General features: G+C 45.9%; 11 protein-coding genes. 5 read left to right on the top strand and 6 right to left on the bottom strand.

Annotated elements, in window-relative coordinates; all coding sequences use genetic code 11:
• Positions 1-10: 10 nt before the first annotated feature.
• The 4 genes from MKY19_RS25705 to MKY19_RS25690 form a co-directional block, all read right to left on the bottom strand.
• Positions 11-1,960 carry a glycosyltransferase gene (locus MKY19_RS25705; RefSeq protein ID WP_339798524.1) on the bottom strand — a complete coding sequence of 650 codons (1,950 nt, stop codon included), beginning with the start codon at positions 1,958-1,960 and terminating at the stop codon, positions 11-13.
• Between the two features lie 14 nt (positions 1,961-1,974).
• Positions 1,975-3,396, bottom strand: coding sequence for a glycosyltransferase (locus MKY19_RS25700; RefSeq protein ID WP_339798522.1), 1,422 nt, complete (start codon positions 3,394-3,396; stop codon positions 1,975-1,977).
• Positions 3,393-5,435, bottom strand: coding sequence for a glycosyltransferase family 2 protein (locus MKY19_RS25695; RefSeq protein ID WP_339798520.1), 2,043 nt, complete (start codon positions 5,433-5,435; stop codon positions 3,393-3,395). The genes MKY19_RS25700 and MKY19_RS25695 overlap by 4 nt, the downstream gene beginning before the upstream one ends.
• Before the next feature lie 152 nt (positions 5,436-5,587).
• A complete protein-coding gene (locus MKY19_RS25690) occupies positions 5,588-7,408 on the bottom strand; it encodes a DUF6385 domain-containing protein (RefSeq protein WP_339798518.1) in 1,821 nt (606 codons plus the stop codon).
• Between the two features lie 481 nt (positions 7,409-7,889).
• Between MKY19_RS25690 and MKY19_RS25685 the strand changes: the two genes are divergently transcribed.
• The 4 genes from MKY19_RS25685 (at position 7,890) to MKY19_RS25670 (ending at position 13,094) form a co-directional block, all read left to right on the top strand.
• The gene (locus MKY19_RS25685; protein ID WP_339798516.1) at positions 7,890-8,426 is read left to right on the top strand and encodes a hypothetical protein; all 537 of its coding nucleotides are present in this window, start codon (positions 7,890-7,892) and stop codon (positions 8,424-8,426) included.
• Between the two features lie 18 nt (positions 8,427-8,444).
• Positions 8,445-9,026: a hypothetical protein gene (locus MKY19_RS25680; RefSeq protein ID WP_042191651.1), complete on the top strand. Its 582-nt coding sequence runs from the start codon at positions 8,445-8,447 to the stop codon at positions 9,024-9,026.
• 118 nt (positions 9,027-9,144) lie between these two features.
• Positions 9,145-9,843 carry an alpha/beta fold hydrolase gene (locus tag MKY19_RS25675; protein WP_081383011.1) on the top strand — a complete coding sequence of 233 codons (699 nt, stop codon included), beginning with the start codon at positions 9,145-9,147 and terminating at the stop codon, positions 9,841-9,843.
• 263 nt (positions 9,844-10,106) lie between these two features.
• Positions 10,107-13,094: a carbohydrate binding domain-containing protein gene (locus MKY19_RS25670; RefSeq protein ID WP_339798514.1), complete on the top strand. Its 2,988-nt coding sequence runs from the start codon at positions 10,107-10,109 to the stop codon at positions 13,092-13,094.
• Between the two features lie 125 nt (positions 13,095-13,219).
• Here MKY19_RS25670 and MKY19_RS25665 read toward each other — a convergent pair whose 3' ends face one another.
• Positions 13,220-14,251 carry a LacI family DNA-binding transcriptional regulator gene (locus MKY19_RS25665; RefSeq protein WP_339798512.1) on the bottom strand — a complete coding sequence of 344 codons (1,032 nt, stop codon included), beginning with the start codon at positions 14,249-14,251 and terminating at the stop codon, positions 13,220-13,222.
• Positions 14,252-14,372: 121 nt separating this feature from the next.
• Here MKY19_RS25665 and MKY19_RS25660 point away from each other — a divergent pair, with 121 nt between their 5' ends.
• The gene (locus MKY19_RS25660; protein WP_339798510.1) at positions 14,373-16,073 is read left to right on the top strand and encodes an alpha amylase N-terminal ig-like domain-containing protein; all 1,701 of its coding nucleotides are present in this window, start codon (positions 14,373-14,375) and stop codon (positions 16,071-16,073) included.
• Positions 16,074-16,230: 157 nt separating this feature from the next.
• Here the strand turns inward: MKY19_RS25660 and MKY19_RS25655 are convergent, their stop codons facing one another.
• Entirely contained in the window at positions 16,231-17,343 is a 1,113-nt protein-coding gene (locus MKY19_RS25655) for a M23 family metallopeptidase (RefSeq protein ID WP_339267073.1), read from the bottom strand.
• Between the last annotated feature and the right edge of the window lie 176 nt (positions 17,344-17,519).

The following is a 17,519-nucleotide window of genomic DNA, read 5'->3' as shown; positions in this document are numbered from 1 at the left end:
TGCCAGTCGGTTAGGTCTGACTGGCAGATCTGACGAGCAGCCCCCATGGGATTTGAACTGAGGAAATCCCATGGGGATAAGCTTTTGCCGCGAGTATGAGCTTGTAGTATGAGAGACCGACTGCAGCGGTAATTCCCCCGATTCTGCGCAAAGCCATTTCATCTGATTGAGCGATCTTTGGAGTTTCCCCACAGGAGCAAGCTATTGCCACATATAATAGCCATTCGGCGCAGTCCGTCGAGGCATTATAATGAGGGGTTTGACTGAGATAGATGGAACACCACTGTTTCTTTACGGGGATAGGAGCCTCAAGCAATCCATAGTATAAGGGCTGCGGCAGCTTGCACCACTGGAATAAAGAGCCCTCTGATTGTCGATAAAGCGATAATACACTATCCCAAGCACCGACCTGAAGCAGCAATTGCATAGCGTAGCTCAGATCAGGAAGAGCAGGCTTAATGTCAGAACGACTTGTTAAGATATGATGAATTGTTAGCATCCCCGGTCTGTATGGCGATATGGAGATAAGCCACTTCATGGCTGATTCAGTATCTCCAGCACGGCAAGACAAAGCCCAGAGATAGCCGAGTATAGATGAACGTTCGGAAAGAACAGATGGATTATGAAGCAGCTGCTCAAGCGGTGCTAGGGTGTGTTCCCCCTCTTGCTGCTGAGTACAAGCAAGGAAAGCCTGCACAATGGTTTGAACGGCTAACGGTAGCTGCGAAGCAAAAGAGAGAGTGACCAGCCATTCAAAGTCACGAGCATTGAGCGCCGCGGGCACAAGACAGCCTAAGGTAATTGGTGAGAGAGCGTGGATATGGCAGCGGGTCAATGCGATCAAACTTAACCTCTCTCCAGATAGCAGGCTTAGTGGGACAAGCTGTTTCCACGCATCCGTATAATCTGGTTTGAATTGTATAGCAGCCTCGTAGTGTTTCCGCGCGTTTGGATATAGAAATAACTTCTCGCATACTCTGCCCGCTAGTAGTTCTGTTCGATACGTTCCACTTCCCGAAGAAGATGGATATGGATGTGCTGTATCCCGGTTCTTCAGTGCTTGCTGCAAGAAGTGTCTAGCTTGTCTAAGCTGTCCTTGTTCGAGCAACAAAGCAGCATAACCCTCTAATAAATCAGTGAAATCAGGAAACAATAAGCTCCCCGCATGAAAGACTTCCTCAGATTCCTGCTGCCTGTTACATCGTTGTAAGGCATAGGCAGTCTTTAGATAAATATCGGAGGCATACCCGGATTGGGTTGGAACATCAGCGAGTAGTGGAAGAAGTATATCTGCCGCTGCATGATATTGTTCCTGTTGATAATGCTCTACCCCTAGTGCATAACGAAGGATTAGATGGTTCGGTTGAAGCTGCAGACCACTATTGATGAGAGCTAAATTGCGCTGGTATTTATTTTTGTGCTGCAGTTCATCCTCTAAATAACCGTAGTGATAAATACGCAATTCTGCGTAAGCAATCTCCCCCGCAGGAAGCTCCCAAATGCTGCTGGCCGTCTCCTCATGAATGATTCCACGAAAGATGATTCTTTCATCGTTTCTGAACAAGCGGCAGACATGATCGGTAACAAAATCCGCTTCAGGGACGTCACCGATATAGTGGATAATGGGTAGCCAATATCCGTGAATATGCGCTGTGTCCAGCAGGTGCTGGAGCTGCTCCCTCCTCCAATGATCTACAGCCTCATCGGCATCAAGTACTAGAATCCAAGGGGAAGTTGCATGCCTCAGACTTAGGTTTCGTGCTTTCGAGAAATCATTCTCCCAAGTCATATCGATGATCTTTGCACCGAACTTAAGTGCTATGTCTATGCTATTATCCTCAGACCCGGTATCCACAATGATAATTTCTGATACGATTCCTTGCACAGAGGACAGGCATTTCTCCAGGTGGTTCGCCTCATTCTTAATGATCATACAAAGTGTGATATCGGGTGTGGTCATAGGAAACGTCCCTCCTATTCTGAAACTTTGGGAAGAGGAAGAGCTAGGCGTACTCTTTTGACCGCTGGTGAATAGGTAGCAGAAGAGGATAGTGAAGCAAGCAGACGATCCGCTAACAAAATTTGTGAACGCCCCTGCTCAGATGCTTGATTAAATGCCACTTCTATAGAAATGGGCTGCTCTGTGACATTTATCAGCTGTGCGGCTGCTTCATTACATCCCTCACTCTGTAATAATCCTAGGAGAATCCTGTTCTTAGTCACTGTGTAGTCTGGCAGATGAGCGTGGAACCAAGCGTAAATCTCACTCTCACGACCTGCACATTTCAGGGCTCGCAGTAGCCGGGCAATGACGGGAGTAGGTTCGGGATGAAGCTGTGCGGTTTTGGTGTAACAAGCAATGGCTTCAGTCTCATCACCCATCTCTTCACATAGTTGACCCAGCATATAATACGTTAAATATGAACCGAGTCCAGCCTCAGTATGGTAGCCGGGAGGAGCAGCTCCGATGACCAGCGCTTGTAGCAATGCTACTTTGGCTTCTGCAAAGGCACCTAATTGTAAGAGTAGAGCCCCTTTGATATGAGCTAAGTCTGGGTAATCCGGATGTGAGCTAATCCCACGGTCACAAGCTGCAAGCGCCCCAGGATAATCTTTTAATTCTGCAAGCGAGCGAATTTCATATTTGTGCAGCAGGTGGATGTAACTTGTATCAGGCGGTGCCTCTTCTAATGATTGTTGGATATGTTTTAGAGCAGGTTGATACTCCCCCAAACGCATATACTCAACAGCCATATTAAAATGGTGGAAAGGATCTTTAGGATTTAACCTTAGCTGCTCTTTCAGCAGCTCAACATTTCGTTTGATTTTATCTTTCTTGACGACTACCCCTTCTGCGTAACCATAATGATGGATAACTACAGTGGTCAAATGCATCGGTGCCTGGGGTGTAGCTGTTATGATAGCCTCAGCGATCTGTTCGTGAATGATACCGCTAAACCGGTACTTAGGGCGATTACGAAACATCCGAATAATCGGATTGATGGTGATCGTCTGTGAAGCGGGGATTAACCCTTTATGATTATGAATGCGTAGGAAAAATGCCTCGTACTCCATATGCTCGGCACATAGCAGTAATTCTCCCTTGCTCTCCTCACTTAATTCCTCATCTCCATCTAGAACGAGAATCCAATGTCCATGGGCCTGCTGGAGACCTGCGTTGCGGGCAGCAGCAAAGTCGCCGCTCCAAGGGTGTTGTATGATTTTGGCCCCGAAGCTTAGGGCAATTTGAACTGAAGCGTCGGTGGATCCAGTATCGACTACAATGATCTCATCAACGACTCCGCGTACGCTTTTTAAACATTGGCTCAAGCTATCTCCTTCGTTCTTAACGATCATGCATAAGGAAATTAGTGGCTTTCTTCTTGAGCGGTTCATAGGGATGACCTCCCTTCGCTCTGACGGAAGCTCCACTGAGTGTGCCAAGGTGTACGATTCAGCAAGGTAATGGATTTACGGATAGCTCCGATATCCTCCTGCAATGGGCCATGAGCATGGGCATCCCTTAAACTTTGTAGAGCGTCTTCCATACTCAGTTTCGCTTGCTGAAGATAACAGAGGGATAAGCCGATCCTTGCGGATTCATGCTCAGGCTCTTGTTCCAGCGCTTGCTGAAACCATTCACTGGCTTCGGAATAATGCCCTTTGTCAAAGATCATCTCACCAATATAAAAAAGCATGTTTGCATCGGCGATCTTATCACGAACAAGTACAATAAATTCCTCTCCTGCGGCCTGCCAATTCCCTTCTTTATATAATGCTGTGGCAAATTCAGACCGATAAGCAGGGAACAGGTCCACTAAAGTATGACTAAGTGTGAGCTGATGCAGCTTTACGGATTGCCCGATGAGGTCGGAAAGGAATGAGGAACATATGTGATCTACCTCTATTTCTACCGGACATGCCACTTGTTGGCGTTGGGATCGCTCAATGTATTCCAGTCCAGAACGAAGTTCACCTGATATATGGTTGAGCAAGTCTTTTTTAAATTCTCCATATCGTTCCCATTGGCAAATGGCCCAAAGAGTATACCACTGCTTTTGATGCTCTAGACCAAGGTGATCTTGGGAAGCTAGTGAGGTCATCTGCCCTATAGCTGTACCCGCGTCTTCTAGCTTGCCGGTGATGATGAGTGATGAGATGATTCTATATGCAGTATCCAATTCCAATGGGAAAATATCTCGGGATAAGGTAGCTATGGTCTCATAAGCATTTATCTCATATAAACTTTCAATGATCGCGGATCTACTGATTGAGGTAGTTGGGGGAACGAGTTGGATCAGTAAAGTGGCGATTTCCTCATCGGGTACAGCTAAGCGTTGAAAAGCAGCAGCAATCCCCTGCAAGGCGGGCGTATATAAAGAATGGTGTTGAAGTGCACGATGAAAAAATCTCGCAGCATCCTCAAGAAGACCAAGCCGCTGTGAGATTAAACCCATCCGGTATAGGGGGCGAAAGGTACTCATTCCTTGTTCACATACATATTTTCCGCTAAGCACCTCATGCTCAGGAATGGACTCTGCATGTTGATAAGCTAATAGCGCACGTTCCAAAAGGCCTTGGCTCTCCAAAGATTGCCCTAACAAAAAATGCAAATCAGGATAGTCGCCATAACGTTCCAGTTCAATCATCAGCAAGGGGTCAATCGCATTCATTTTTCCTTGAGCATGATAAATTTTACAGAGATCCCTAATCATCGTGGGACGATAGGAGGCTTCGAGTACTACATGGTGAAGGCCTTGACGAAGCAACGTCTCAGCTTCCAGAAGACGACCGTCCTGACAGAAGTTTACTGCCAAATTATAGGAGTGGAAAGGATCATCCGGATATTCGGTTAAAGCGAGGAGCAGCAGGTGTCTATTTCGATTGATTTTATCTTTTCGTGTCATGATTTCAGGTAAATATCCAAAGTGTATAATCTCAAGTTGACTGTGCTCAATCGCCGAGAGGTTATGTTTGCTAAGGATTGAAGTGTCAATTCCCTCATGAATTCTTCCACTATATTGATAACCCTGTCCACTTCGGAATAAGCGGACTGCACTGTGTTTTACCTTATCTTCAGGTCGTTCGCCAACCCAATTATCAATGTTTACAGTAAAAGCCTGAGCTTGTGTGTTCTGCAGAAGGCTGCGGAGTTCTGTAAGTGGGGTCTGCAAGCACTCATCGGCATCAAGGATAAGAATCCAATTTGTTGAGGCATGAACGAGCCCTTCATTACGAGCTGCCGCGAAATCGTCTGTCCATTCCCGTTGGAAGACTCTAGCCCCGTGCGCTTCGGCAATAGCTATGGATTCGTCGGTAGAGCCTGTATCGATCATCACAATTTCGTCAGCACCAGCTACGCTTGCGAGACAGTGAGGCAGGAGATCAGCTTCATCTTTTACGATGAGGTGGACGCCAAGCGTAATATTATTCACGGTTGTTCCTCCTTGAAAAGCATTATGTGTTGTTGCACATATGTATAGCTGCTGACACAAGCATAAACGCCTTCGGCGTCCTTATAGTTAAAGAAAAAGCACATGGATATCCATGTACTCTTTCTTGTTACAACATATGATGGTCATCTGGATTACGTGCCCTGAGCATTGAAACTTACATTGATCGTGGATGCAGAGCCTGAATTGGCTGATTGATAGGATAGGCGGGTATATTTCAGGAATCTGGCTGGCACTATGACATCGATAGAGCCTGCTGCTAAAGGATTATCTCCTGTGGTATCGACGAAATAGTTCGTTCCATCAGCACTGATTTCCACACGTGTGTTGACCGGATTTGCCCCAGTATTGTTAATGAAGAAGGAATACGTTCCCAGTACGCTCGTAGTAACGGCTGGTAGAGGTGTATAGGTGTTAGCAGTCGCAATACCTGTAGTGGTCTGTTCTATAAAGCTGCGTTGTGAAATAGAAGTGACACTACTTAGTGTACCAGCTGTGATTGTAGCTCCGAGCACACTAGTGATGGTGCCGTTAAGGATGTTGGTGACTGTACCTGCGGAAGATAGAGTACCAGCTGTGATGGTGGCACCGAGTACGCTGGTAATGGTGCCGTTTAAGATGTTGGTGACTGTACCTGCAGATGACAAAGTACCGGCAGTAATCGTAGCTCCGAGTACGCTGGTGATAGTCCCGTTAAGGATGTTGGTGACTGTACCTGCGGAAGACAGAGTACCAGCCGTGATGGTAGCTCCGAGCACGCTGGTAATGGTGCCGTTTAAGATGTTGGTGATTGTTCCTGCTGAGGACAAAGTACCAGCTGTGATGGTGGCTCCGAGTACGCTGGTGATGGTGCCGTTTAAGATGTTGGTGACTGTACCTGCTGAGGACAAAGTACCAGCTGTGATGGTAGCTCCGAGTACGCTGGTGATAGTCCCGTTAAGGATGTTGGTGACTGTACCTGCGGAAGATAGAGTACCAGCTGTGATGGTAGCGCCGAGCACGTTAGTGATGGTGCCCTCAAGGATGTTAGTAATAGTACCTGCGGAGGACAAAGTACCCGCGGTGATCGTAGCGCCGAGCACGCTAGTAATGGTGCCGTTAAGGATGTTTGTAACTGTTCCGGCGGAGGATAACGTACCTGCTGTTATGGTTGCCCCAAGCACACTAGTGATTGTACCGGCAGTAATGGTAGCACCGAGCACGCTGGTAATGGTGCCCTCAAGGATGTTGGTAATAGTACCTGCGGAGGACAAAGTACCGGCAGTAATCGTAGCGCCGAGCACGCTAGTAATAGTCCCGTTAAGGATGTTGGTAACTGTTCCTGCGGAGGACAAAGTACCTGCTGTTATGGTTGCCCCAAGCACACTAGTGATTGTACCGGCGGTAATGGTAGCTCCGAGCACGCTGGTAATGGTGCCCTCAAGGATGTTAGTAATAGTACCTGCGGAGGACAAAGTACCGGCAGTAATCGTAGCGCCGAGCACGCTAGTAATAGTCCCGTTAAGGATGTTGGTAACTGTACCTGCGGAGGACAAGGTACCCGCAGTAATCGTAGCACCAAGCACGTTAGTAATGGTGCCGTTAAGGATGTTGGTAACTGTACCTGCGGAGGACAAAGTACCCGCGGTGATCGTAGCACCAAGCACACTAGTAATGGTGCCGTTAAGGATGTTGGTAACTGTACCTGCGGAGGACAAAGTACCGGCAGTAATTGTAGCGCCGAGCACGCTAGTAATGGTGCCGTTAAGGATGTTGGTAACTGTACCTGCGGAGGACAAAGTACCCGCGGTGATCGTAGCGCCGAGCACGCTGGAAATGGTGCCGTCAAGGATAATCGTTGTTAGATTTCCGCTTGGATCTGTAGTGAGTGGATGATCAATCAGCGAGGCATCCCGGCCGAATATAAGCGTTCTTAGATTATCAGGATTCGCTTGAAAAGAGCTATAGTTAGGCAAAGTTCCTCGTCCTTTCCTTATAAATGATTGAGTTATACCAAAAGACTGGGCTTGGACGTATACACAATCTTGATTGCCAATACCTTTTGAATGTAGCGTAGAGGCGGAGACTAACAGGGTGATCTCCCTGATTCTTAATTGTGTAAGAGATCATCGTTTTAGCTCCGCTTTTTTTGTTTTATTTTGCTGCGCTTTTTAAGCTCCAGGCCGTAATGGATTTCATTCACTTCCTACGGCTTTCTGGAACTCAATCCATGAAAAGGCTCAAACCGTCGTTTGAGCCCTGAGCCTAAAAATAAACCGCAGTCCAATAAGCCGCAAACCGATAGGGACAATCCTTAGCCATTCGAATGGTGTGATATTAATATATGGTGGGAAATAGGGGGTGATTGGGCAAAAAAAGCAATATACGCACATTCCCACAACCTGTTACTGAGTGTGGCATAAAATAGAATAAGCTTAAGTACGGGGAGGATAACTCATGCCGAACGACTCAGTATTCAATCAGAGTAGCCAGCCACTTTTTACAGAACAAGTCAATACGTATGTTGCACCTGGTATAGATTCAGCTCCTGAGGGGGGAGCAGCTAAGGCGGGGTTATTGTTTGGAATCCCATTTACTTCTACGGTAACGACGGCTGCCCCGTTAGTTATTCAGATTAGTAATCCGGGAGGAAGCGGACGTACCTTATATGTATCCCGTGTTACTGCCAGCTCAGCGACGGCGGCGGTTACTTTATCACTACTTCGGAACGCTACGGTCACCGGAACCACCGTTACACCGATTAATTATAATTTTGGCAGTGCGTTAACCAGTGTTATGACGGTAAGAACCTCTACAGCTGCGCCTACTGGAGGTCCGGCTACTCTAGTATCTCTATTGCTGGCGGTCGGTCCGGTCATTGTTGATTTTACTGGACAAATTGTTGTTCCTCCCGGAAATTCCATCACTACCTCCGTAACGATTGCATCGGGGTCATCAGCGGCGACAACGTCTATCAGCTGGTGGGAATATTAGAAACAGGAGGGGATAAATATGCCTAATCAATTTGTATTTAACGACAACGATCAACCGCTTTATGTGGATATGGTGAACACCTTCCAAGCGCCAGATATTAGCGCGCCGCCTGAAATAAGCGCTTCGCAGGCTGCAGTCTTGTATTCAACTAACACATCTGCGTCTAGTTTGGTCGTACTTAGTCTAATATCCGCAATAGCTTCTATTCGGATTAGTAATGCTTCAGGCAGTGGAAAAACTGTTTATATCTCACGTATAAGCGGCAGTATTGGCGGTTCTTCTCTACTATCCGCAATGTCGGGTAGCTTTACAATTGTAAAAGGAGGGACGCTAACTTCACCAGCAACCTTAACGCCAACGAATAATAATTTGGGCAGCTCGGCGACGAGTGCGATGACCGTTCAGTCTTCCACAGCAGCCATTAGCGGGGGAACGACGCTTTTCAATTATCAATTGGCACCGGGGGCTTTCACACAGAACTTTACGGGCAGCATCATTGTACCGCCTGGGACTGCTATTTGTGCTAACGTAACCTCATCCAGCTCCGCCGTAGGTTTAACGATTACCTCAGCGTTGGGTCTTCTTTGGTGGGAACAATAGCGTTTTTGCTGCGAACCATTCACAGAGCTGAACCTTGACATCACTTGGGTTGAGGTTTTACATAAAAGGGTGGAATGTATAGAAAATAAAGGGGATTGGCATTATACAATAAAGTTGCATGTCAGATTGGAATGTGAAAAGAGGGACAATTATGGAAAGTTGTTTATTTATTCATGGCTTTACCGGAGGTGAGCATGAGATCTCTCCCTTGTCCCAGTTTATGGAGCAGCATAATTACCGTTCCAGAACGTTTACCCTGAAAGGGCATGGGGGGAGCAGGAATGATTTATTGCATTCGGATCGACATGATTGGCAACAGAGTGCTGAAGATGAATTGACAGAGCTGTTAAAGACGGATGAAGGTGTTCATCTGATCGGCTTTTCTACCGGTGCCCTTATTGCTTCACATCTTTCTGTACGGTATAAACCCTGGATCAAATCCCTTACTTTATTGTCCACTCCCGTATTTCCGCTGAATCCTGTGGAGATTCTTAAGACTCTTGGGAGCTTTTCCATGCTAAAAACGTATATTAATAAATTCACTTCAACGCCCCCAAGGGCGACGAGAGAGTTTCAACGATTGGTCCGGGAGAGTTTTTCAATCTATCCGCATATTGAGACTCCAACCTTGATCGTGCAGGGTAAGCGAGATCATCTGGTGAAGACTCGAAGCGCTGACTTCCTGCAGCATACGATTCCTACAGCCCAAAAACAGGTGATAATGGTGGATAACAGTGGTCATATGGTTTGTCATTGTGAAGATAAGGACCGGATTATGAATGAAGTACTGCATTTTATTCAGAGTGTAGGAAGCTAAGCATATAAGGTGAATAATGAACCCCAAAGAGCCCCCAATAAGGAGGCTCTTTTTCTTGGGAATTTTAAATTTTATATCTTGACAACGCATTCACAATCATGGTAATTTTTAGTTGGGAAACCGGTTTCCCTAAAATTATTTGTTTTTTGTGTTAAAGACGTTAAAAACATTAGAGACATCACTGGGCGGGCTTGGTTTTTAATCAAGGAAGTAGGCTTTAGAGTGTTATGAATACGCTTTAATAAGAGAGGGAGATGCACGCAATGAAACGTAGGTTATGGTATGTACCCGTTCTAATTACATCTATTCTTCTTTCTACCGTGATTAATTTGTTTGTCTTAACACCGCAAAAAGCTGAAGCGGCAAGCATCGGCACGATTAATGAAAACGACACTATTTATCAGATTATGGTTGACCGATTTAATGATGGAGATACTTCCAACAATGCTACTGGTGCGGCAATTCGCTATGGAGAAAACTCTGAGGAAGATTTCCGTTATATGAAAGGCGGAGACTGGCAGGGGATTATCGATAAGCTATCATATATTAAAAATATGGGCTATACCGCGATTTGGATTTCCCCAGTGGCTGAGCCACAAATGACTAACCGGGAAAACAACGGTACCGGTAAAAACACAGCCTATCACGGATACAACGTTAAGAACCCTAACGCTGCCAATCCATACTTCGGAACGAAGGAGAAGCTGAAAGAGCTTGTGGATTCCGCACATGCGCTTGGCATCAAAGTAGTGATTGACGTTGTGCCAAACCACGTCGGTGATTACATGCTAGGTTCCCAAGCCTATTATGATATCCCATCATTGCAGCCAGTGGCTCCGTTCAATAATCCGGCGTGGTACCACCATAATGGAGATATTAACTGGTCTCTAGCGGATGGAAGATATGATCAGTGGGCGCAGGATTACTTAGAGAATCATGATTTGGGCGGGCTAGATGACATTGATTTCGATGTTCCTGCGGCTAAGCAGGCGATATTCGATTCCATCAAAGGCTGGTTTGATTATACAGGCGCTGACGGTGCGCGTGTGGATGCTGCCAAGCTGATGAAGCCAACAGATATTGGTGAGCTACAAAATTATCTGGGCGTTAATACATTTGGCGAGAATTTCGACGGAAATGCTGAATTTGTCTCACGTTGGGTCGGAAACAACAAGGAATGGGGCATGCTCGATTTCCCAATGTTCTTCTCCGTACTTAACAGCTTTGCTTATGGACAGTCTTTTGAGTCCAATATCAAAAGCACCTTGGCACAGGATTCCTACTACAACGGGAATGCCAATCACATGGTTACCTTTATCGACAATCATGACCGCAACCGTTTTCTAACGGAAGCCGGGGGAAGCGTTGATAAGCTGCAGAATGCTTTAACCTTTATTTTTACAGTTCGTGGAACACCGGTTGTCTTCCAAGGAACAGAGCAGAACAAAGGCAATGGCAACAGTCAGATCATGACAGGCGGTATTGCGGATACTTGGAACCGTTGGTCTATGGTGAAACGGGATGCAAGCGGAAACGTGATTGAGAACTATTTTAATGAAAATGCCAGCACCTACAAGCACGTAGCCAAACTTAATGAAATTCGTAAAAATAACCCAGCACTACGTACAGGTACTCAACGTGAAATGTGGGCTGCACAGAACTTATATGCCTTCTCACGTCGTATCGACACTGGAACTAATCAAGGTCAAGAAGCTATCTCTGTATTTAGTAATCAATCTAATGGTTCGCAAACGGTAACCATCCCGCTACGTGCCGAGAGTAGTTTGACCGCAGGAACAGTTTTGTATAATCAGCTGAATACTGCAGATACAGTGACTGTACAATCAGGCGGAGTAACTGGAAAGCAAATTACTGTAACTGTAGGTGCGAATTCAGCCAAAATCTATGCGAAACAACAACAACCATCAGAAACAGTTCCTCCAACCACTCCGACTAATGTAACGGCAACTGTTCAGAATGCATCTAGCGCTTTGATCAGCTGGACGGCTTCTACCGACAACGTAGGCGTAACTGGATATGAAGTTTATCGTAATGGTGTCAAGGTAGGCACAACGGCGACTACATCCTATACGGACAATGGTTTATCCGCTAGCACTACCTATAACTACACGGTAAAAGCATTTGATGCCGCAGGCAATCTATCTCTTCTTAGTGCGATTGCTTCTATTACAACACCAGCAGGGAACAGTGTCACGATTTACTATAAGCAAGGTTATACCTCGCCTTATATTCATTATCGCCCAGTAGGAGGTACATGGACGACATCTCCGGGTGTGGCTATACCTGTATCTGAAGTAGCCGGATACAACAAAATAACGATTAATATCGGTTCCGCCAGCCAGCTTGAAGCATGCTTTAACAACGGCAGTGGCACATGGGACAGTAACGGGGGGAGCAACTATCTATTCGGTACTGGAACCTGGACTTATACGCCAACAGGAAGTATTACATCGGGTGGACCAGTGACACCAACGCCAACACCAACAGTAACACCGACGCCAACATCAACAGTAACACCGACACCGACACCGACACCGACACCAACACCAACAGTAACACCGACACCAACGCCGACAGTAACCCCAACGCCAACGCCAACGGTAACCCCAACACCAACGACTACACCGACTGGCAACACTGCAACGATCTATTATAAGAATACGGCTTACAGCAGCTCTTACATTCATTACAAGCTGGATGGGGCGACAGTCTGGACGACGGCTCCTGGTGAACAGCTTCAAGCTTCTTCTTTCCCAGGATATAAGTCGATCACAATTCAGCTGGGCACTGCAGCCGGACTGACCGCAGCCTTTAATAATGGCAGTGGTACATGGGATAACAACGGCAGCAGTAATTACCATTTTGATGCTGGAACCTGGAGTCTAGTGAACGGAAGTATCAGCGCAGGGGAACCTCAAGCAGACAGTGTGACGTTTCGTGTAAATGTTCCAGCGTCTTCTCCGGCGAGCGGACCTGTGCATCTTACCGGTACCTTCAACAGCTGGAATGCAGCGGATCCAGCCTATCAACTGACTAAAGGTAGTGATGGGGTGTATTCCATCACACTGAGCTTACCAGCAGGAACAGCGGTGCAATATAAAGTTACGCGGGGCGCTTGGACTAATGTAGAGGTAAACTCGAACGGATCGGACATTTCCAATCGAACGCTTACTCCAGCAGGCGGCGCACAAACAGTGAACCTGACCGTGCAGCGTTGGAAAGATCTATAAGTTACTATAAGAGTGGATCAAAATACCTTTCACATGACAAGGAGCGGCCCCCCGTGTGGGGCCGCTCCTTGGTAAGTAGTACGAAGCTTTTTCATTGTAGAAGATACAATAGAAAAGTAGTCCAATTATGAAGTTGCTCCAGAGAATTTAGCTCTCATCGTAGATTCACGAGGAATTAGTTCTGGCTCTAGTAGCAAATGCTTGTGGGGCGCATCATTGCCACGAATGCGCTCCATCAGCAGCTGCCCTGAAGATACACCCAGCTTAAACGTATCGATATTAAGCGAAGTTAAAGGAGGTGTTGTATAACGGGACAGCGGATATTCATCGAAAGCGGCGATGCCGAGTTCAGATGGAACATCAATTCCGAGTGCTTTTGCGGCTTGAAGCACCCCAAAGGCTACATAACTGTTCATACACACCACAGAGTCTGGCCGTTCTTCACGCTGCAAAAGCTCAAGGGCAGCATGATAGCTATCATGTTCATCAGCCTTGCAGTTAATGATCCATTGCTGAGGAACGGTAAGGTCAGCCTGCTGTAATGCGCTTAAGTATCCACCTAGGCGATGTGTATAAATTTTTTCCTGCTGCTGCCCGCCTATGAAGGCTATCTTTGAATAACTTTGTTCGATGAGATGCTCGGTCAGCATGTTGCCGCCTGCTTCATTATCGAAATCAACCCAACTTCCGGGGGGCATAATCTCTCCAATGGAGATGTAAGGAAACTCCAGTTGATTCAGTTCTTCAGATAGCTCTTCAGTCAGCACAGAGTTGTTGGCAATAATACCGTCGACACGTTTGCTAAACACAAGCCTATTTAGAAAATGGCCTTCTGGACTGCTATGTTGCACATTGGAAATGGTCAGCTCGTATTTTAAAGGTGCAATTACGCTCTCGATTCCACCAATAATGTTGTAGAAGAATTGGTTCAGAAACTCACTTTCTTTAGACATATCGACCAGTAAGCCAATATTGCAGCTGCTTTGTCTAGCTAACCCAGTAGCGATACTGCTTGGCGTGTAGTTCATTTGCTTCATAATCTCTCGAACCTTTTGTTTCGTTTCCTGTGATATTTTTGGGGAATCATTTAGTACTTTAGATACAGTAGATTTAGCCACATTGGCTGCTTTAGCAATATCAGAAATCGTTACTTTCATCGTCGTCCCTCATAACTTGAAAACGGTATTTGTAACCATAATAACACAAATTTAGCAGTCTCTCTAATGATGTATGAACAGATAGATAGAACGATAAAAGTATAGAAGGAGTCCATAAGTTATGCCTCAATCATGGTTTGTATATCATACAAGTGAAGATCCATTTGCCTATCCTGTAGGTACAGGGACCCTGAAGCTCAGATTATTTACACAAGCTGGACAGCAATTATCCTGTACCGTAATCCACTCGGATCGTTATGATTCTCCGGGGCAAGAAGTTCCTTTGCAGATGGAGCGGATTGGGTCGGCCGGTATTTATGAGATTCATGAAGCAATTATTCAGACCAGCACTAGAAGAAGCAGATATCTATTCCATATAGCGAATGCTGCGGGGCAGTATATCTGGTATGGAGAGAGGGGCGCGTCGGAGAATCGGGAGCGTGCAGGTTCTTTTCAATATGCATATCTTCACCATTCTGAGGCTTTGAAGTTACCGTTATGGAGCCAGGATGCGGTGACCTATCAAATTTATCCTAGCAGCTACAATGGTGGAACTCTAAAAGGCATTACGGACAAAATACCTTATCTACAGCAGCTTGGTGTGAACACTATTTACATGACGCCTGTATTTGAGTCTCCTTCCGAGCATAAATATAACACCTCCGATTATTATAAGATCGACCCTGCATTTGGCGATGTAGATGGATTGAAGACGCTGGTCAGTGAGGCACATCGTCATGGAATTAGGGTCATTTTGGATGCCGTGTTTAATCATTCGGGAGATCAATTCTTTGCGTTTAAAGATGTGATGGAAAAAGGCGAACAGTCTCCATATAAAGATTGGTTCTTTATTCGTTCTTTTCCCGTAACACAGACGCCTGCCCCGAATTATGAGACATTCGCTAAAGCTGAAGCGCATATGCCTAAGCTGAATATGGATCATCCCGAGACGGCAGATTATATGATTGGAGTTGCCAAGTATTGGATTCGTGAAACAGAAATAGACGGCTGGCGTCTTGATGTAGCGAATGAGGTCAACCCGGCTTTTTGGTCCCGGTTTCGGCAAGAGCTCAAGTCTGAATTTCCTGAAATTCTACTCATTGGAGAGATAATGCATGCTTCTGGGCCTTGGCTTAGAGGGGATCAATTCGATGGTGGCATGAATTATGTGCTTCGGGATGCCGTGCTGGAATTTTTTGCAGAGCAGTCAACAGGGCCTGATCGCTTTATGGAGCAATTACTCCATCAGGAGGCGTTGTATAATGACCAGGCGAATTCGGCTATGTTTCAATTGATTGGCAGTCATGATACGTTGCGTTTTCTTACAGCGTGTAAGGAGGGGGGACGTGGCTGGGACCGCGAGAGTACGGCAATACAGCGCATGAGGTTGGCAGTTTTTTTTCAGATGACTTATATCGGTATTCCGATGATCTATTATGGGGATGAGGTTGGGATGGAAGGAGCTACGGACCCTCACTGTAGAAAAGCTATGGTATGGCAAGAGCAAGCTCAAAATACAGCACTGCTGAAGTGGTATCAAGAGCTAATTTTCCTAAGAAAAAGCTGTGATATTCTACGAAAAGGTAAGTTTCGTCCTTGGTTCACGGATGAAGTCCGTAATGTCTTCGGTTATACACGGGGAATGGATCAAGAGAAGATAGGTTTAATTATCAATAATTCTCCGAACGCGTACGAGCTTGAACTTAATGTATATCGTTCGGATAAGAATTTGCTTACCGATTTACTGTCAGGAGCTACTTTTAAAAATAATAATAAGCTTATAGTGAGCATTGAACCGTTTGGATGTTTAATGTTGTACTAAAATAGTATAAGGCCTCTCTTCAAAAGAAGGGGCCTTATTCATCAAGAAACGGGTGTCATCTCCAAAGGATGGCGAAGCCGTTTCTTTTTAAAAATATAAGAAAGTATAAGATTATCCTTATATTTCTCACATAAACGCTGACCGTCCTTTAGGGACGCTAAAGGCGTTTTTCCTTGTTTGTAGCACTTTTTTTATTTTTGTTCTTTAAGTCTCTATACTCCTGATTTTCCCATTGTTTTAGCAACGGAAAAGGGTCAAAAGCCCATTCAGTAATCCCTCGGTCACGGTAGATGCCAAAATGTAGATGTGGCGGGAATTTCCCTTGTGTTCCTGGATTTCCGTAACCTGAGCTACCAACCCAGCCAATGATTTCACCTGGTGAGACGATATCTCCACGAGAAATGGATTTGTTATACCCGGATAAATGGGCGTAATAATGGTAACGGTTCTCGATATCACGAATTCCAATTCTCCAGCCACCGTAGCGGTTCCAGCCTTTAGTTTCCACTAAGCCAAAGCAGGTGCTGCGTACCGGCATGCCTTGCGGTGCAAAGAGGTCAGTCCCTTCGTGAATACGTGCCCCACCCCAGCTTCTGCCGGTTCCCCAAGTGCTACGATAAGAATAAGAATTACTTAAGGGTAGTGGAAAAGCATTACCTGACAGGTCAAGCCGACCAAAATGTTCATATAGCTTAGCGAACTGAGCTATGCGCTGAGAGGCACGACCATTGTGATAATACTCCCAAATGCCAATGCTGAAATCATTAGCTGAATCACCATATTTCTGCAAGTGTCTAGCCATACTATATAGAACATCAGCATCATTCTCTGGATCGGCGATTCCATCACCTGAGCCATCACGGCCGAAGCCGTTAAAGAAAGTGATGGATTCAGGAGAAGTATCCTCCTGATCCGGGTTGAGTGGACCGGACCATACGGGTGCTGGAATCATGATTCCAGTAAGACGGTTGGTGACGGGTTTGTCTGAGGAACCTTTTTTGGCGATGGTGCGTTCATATTGATCAATGGCTGCGAATCTAAACCAAGGAATTCCAGTGGCTGCACTCAGTTGATCATAAATCCCCCTACGGGCAGACCATATGGATTCTTTGCTAGCATTAACAGAATTGCCGCTGCTTTCCACCGGTTGGACTGTAGCCTGTACTGCAGCTGCTGGAACGGGAAGGCCTAAACCACCCCAAAGGATAGCGGCCGCGGACAGACATAACATAGTTCTCCGGTTATTAGTATTCTTAAATAGGGCCAGCAAGATAACAGCCTCCTTTTGTCCGGGCGTAAAATTGAATGTAGGCACTTCGGATAAAGCTTTTATTATAGATTGAAGCAAAAGGCTACTTTTTATCCGTTCTTGTCTAAAGGTACCAGTAAATTCTTCGCCGGAATCGAAGTTGAGATGCCCTGCATATTTCACAAAAACAGGCAATT

Source organism: Paenibacillus sp. FSL R5-0744 (assembly GCF_037972555.1).
Classification (GTDB): Bacteria; Bacillota; Bacilli; order Paenibacillales; family Paenibacillaceae; genus Paenibacillus_AQ.
Note: the sequence above shows the minus strand (reverse complement) of the source record. Positions and strands in the feature narration are given on the sequence as shown.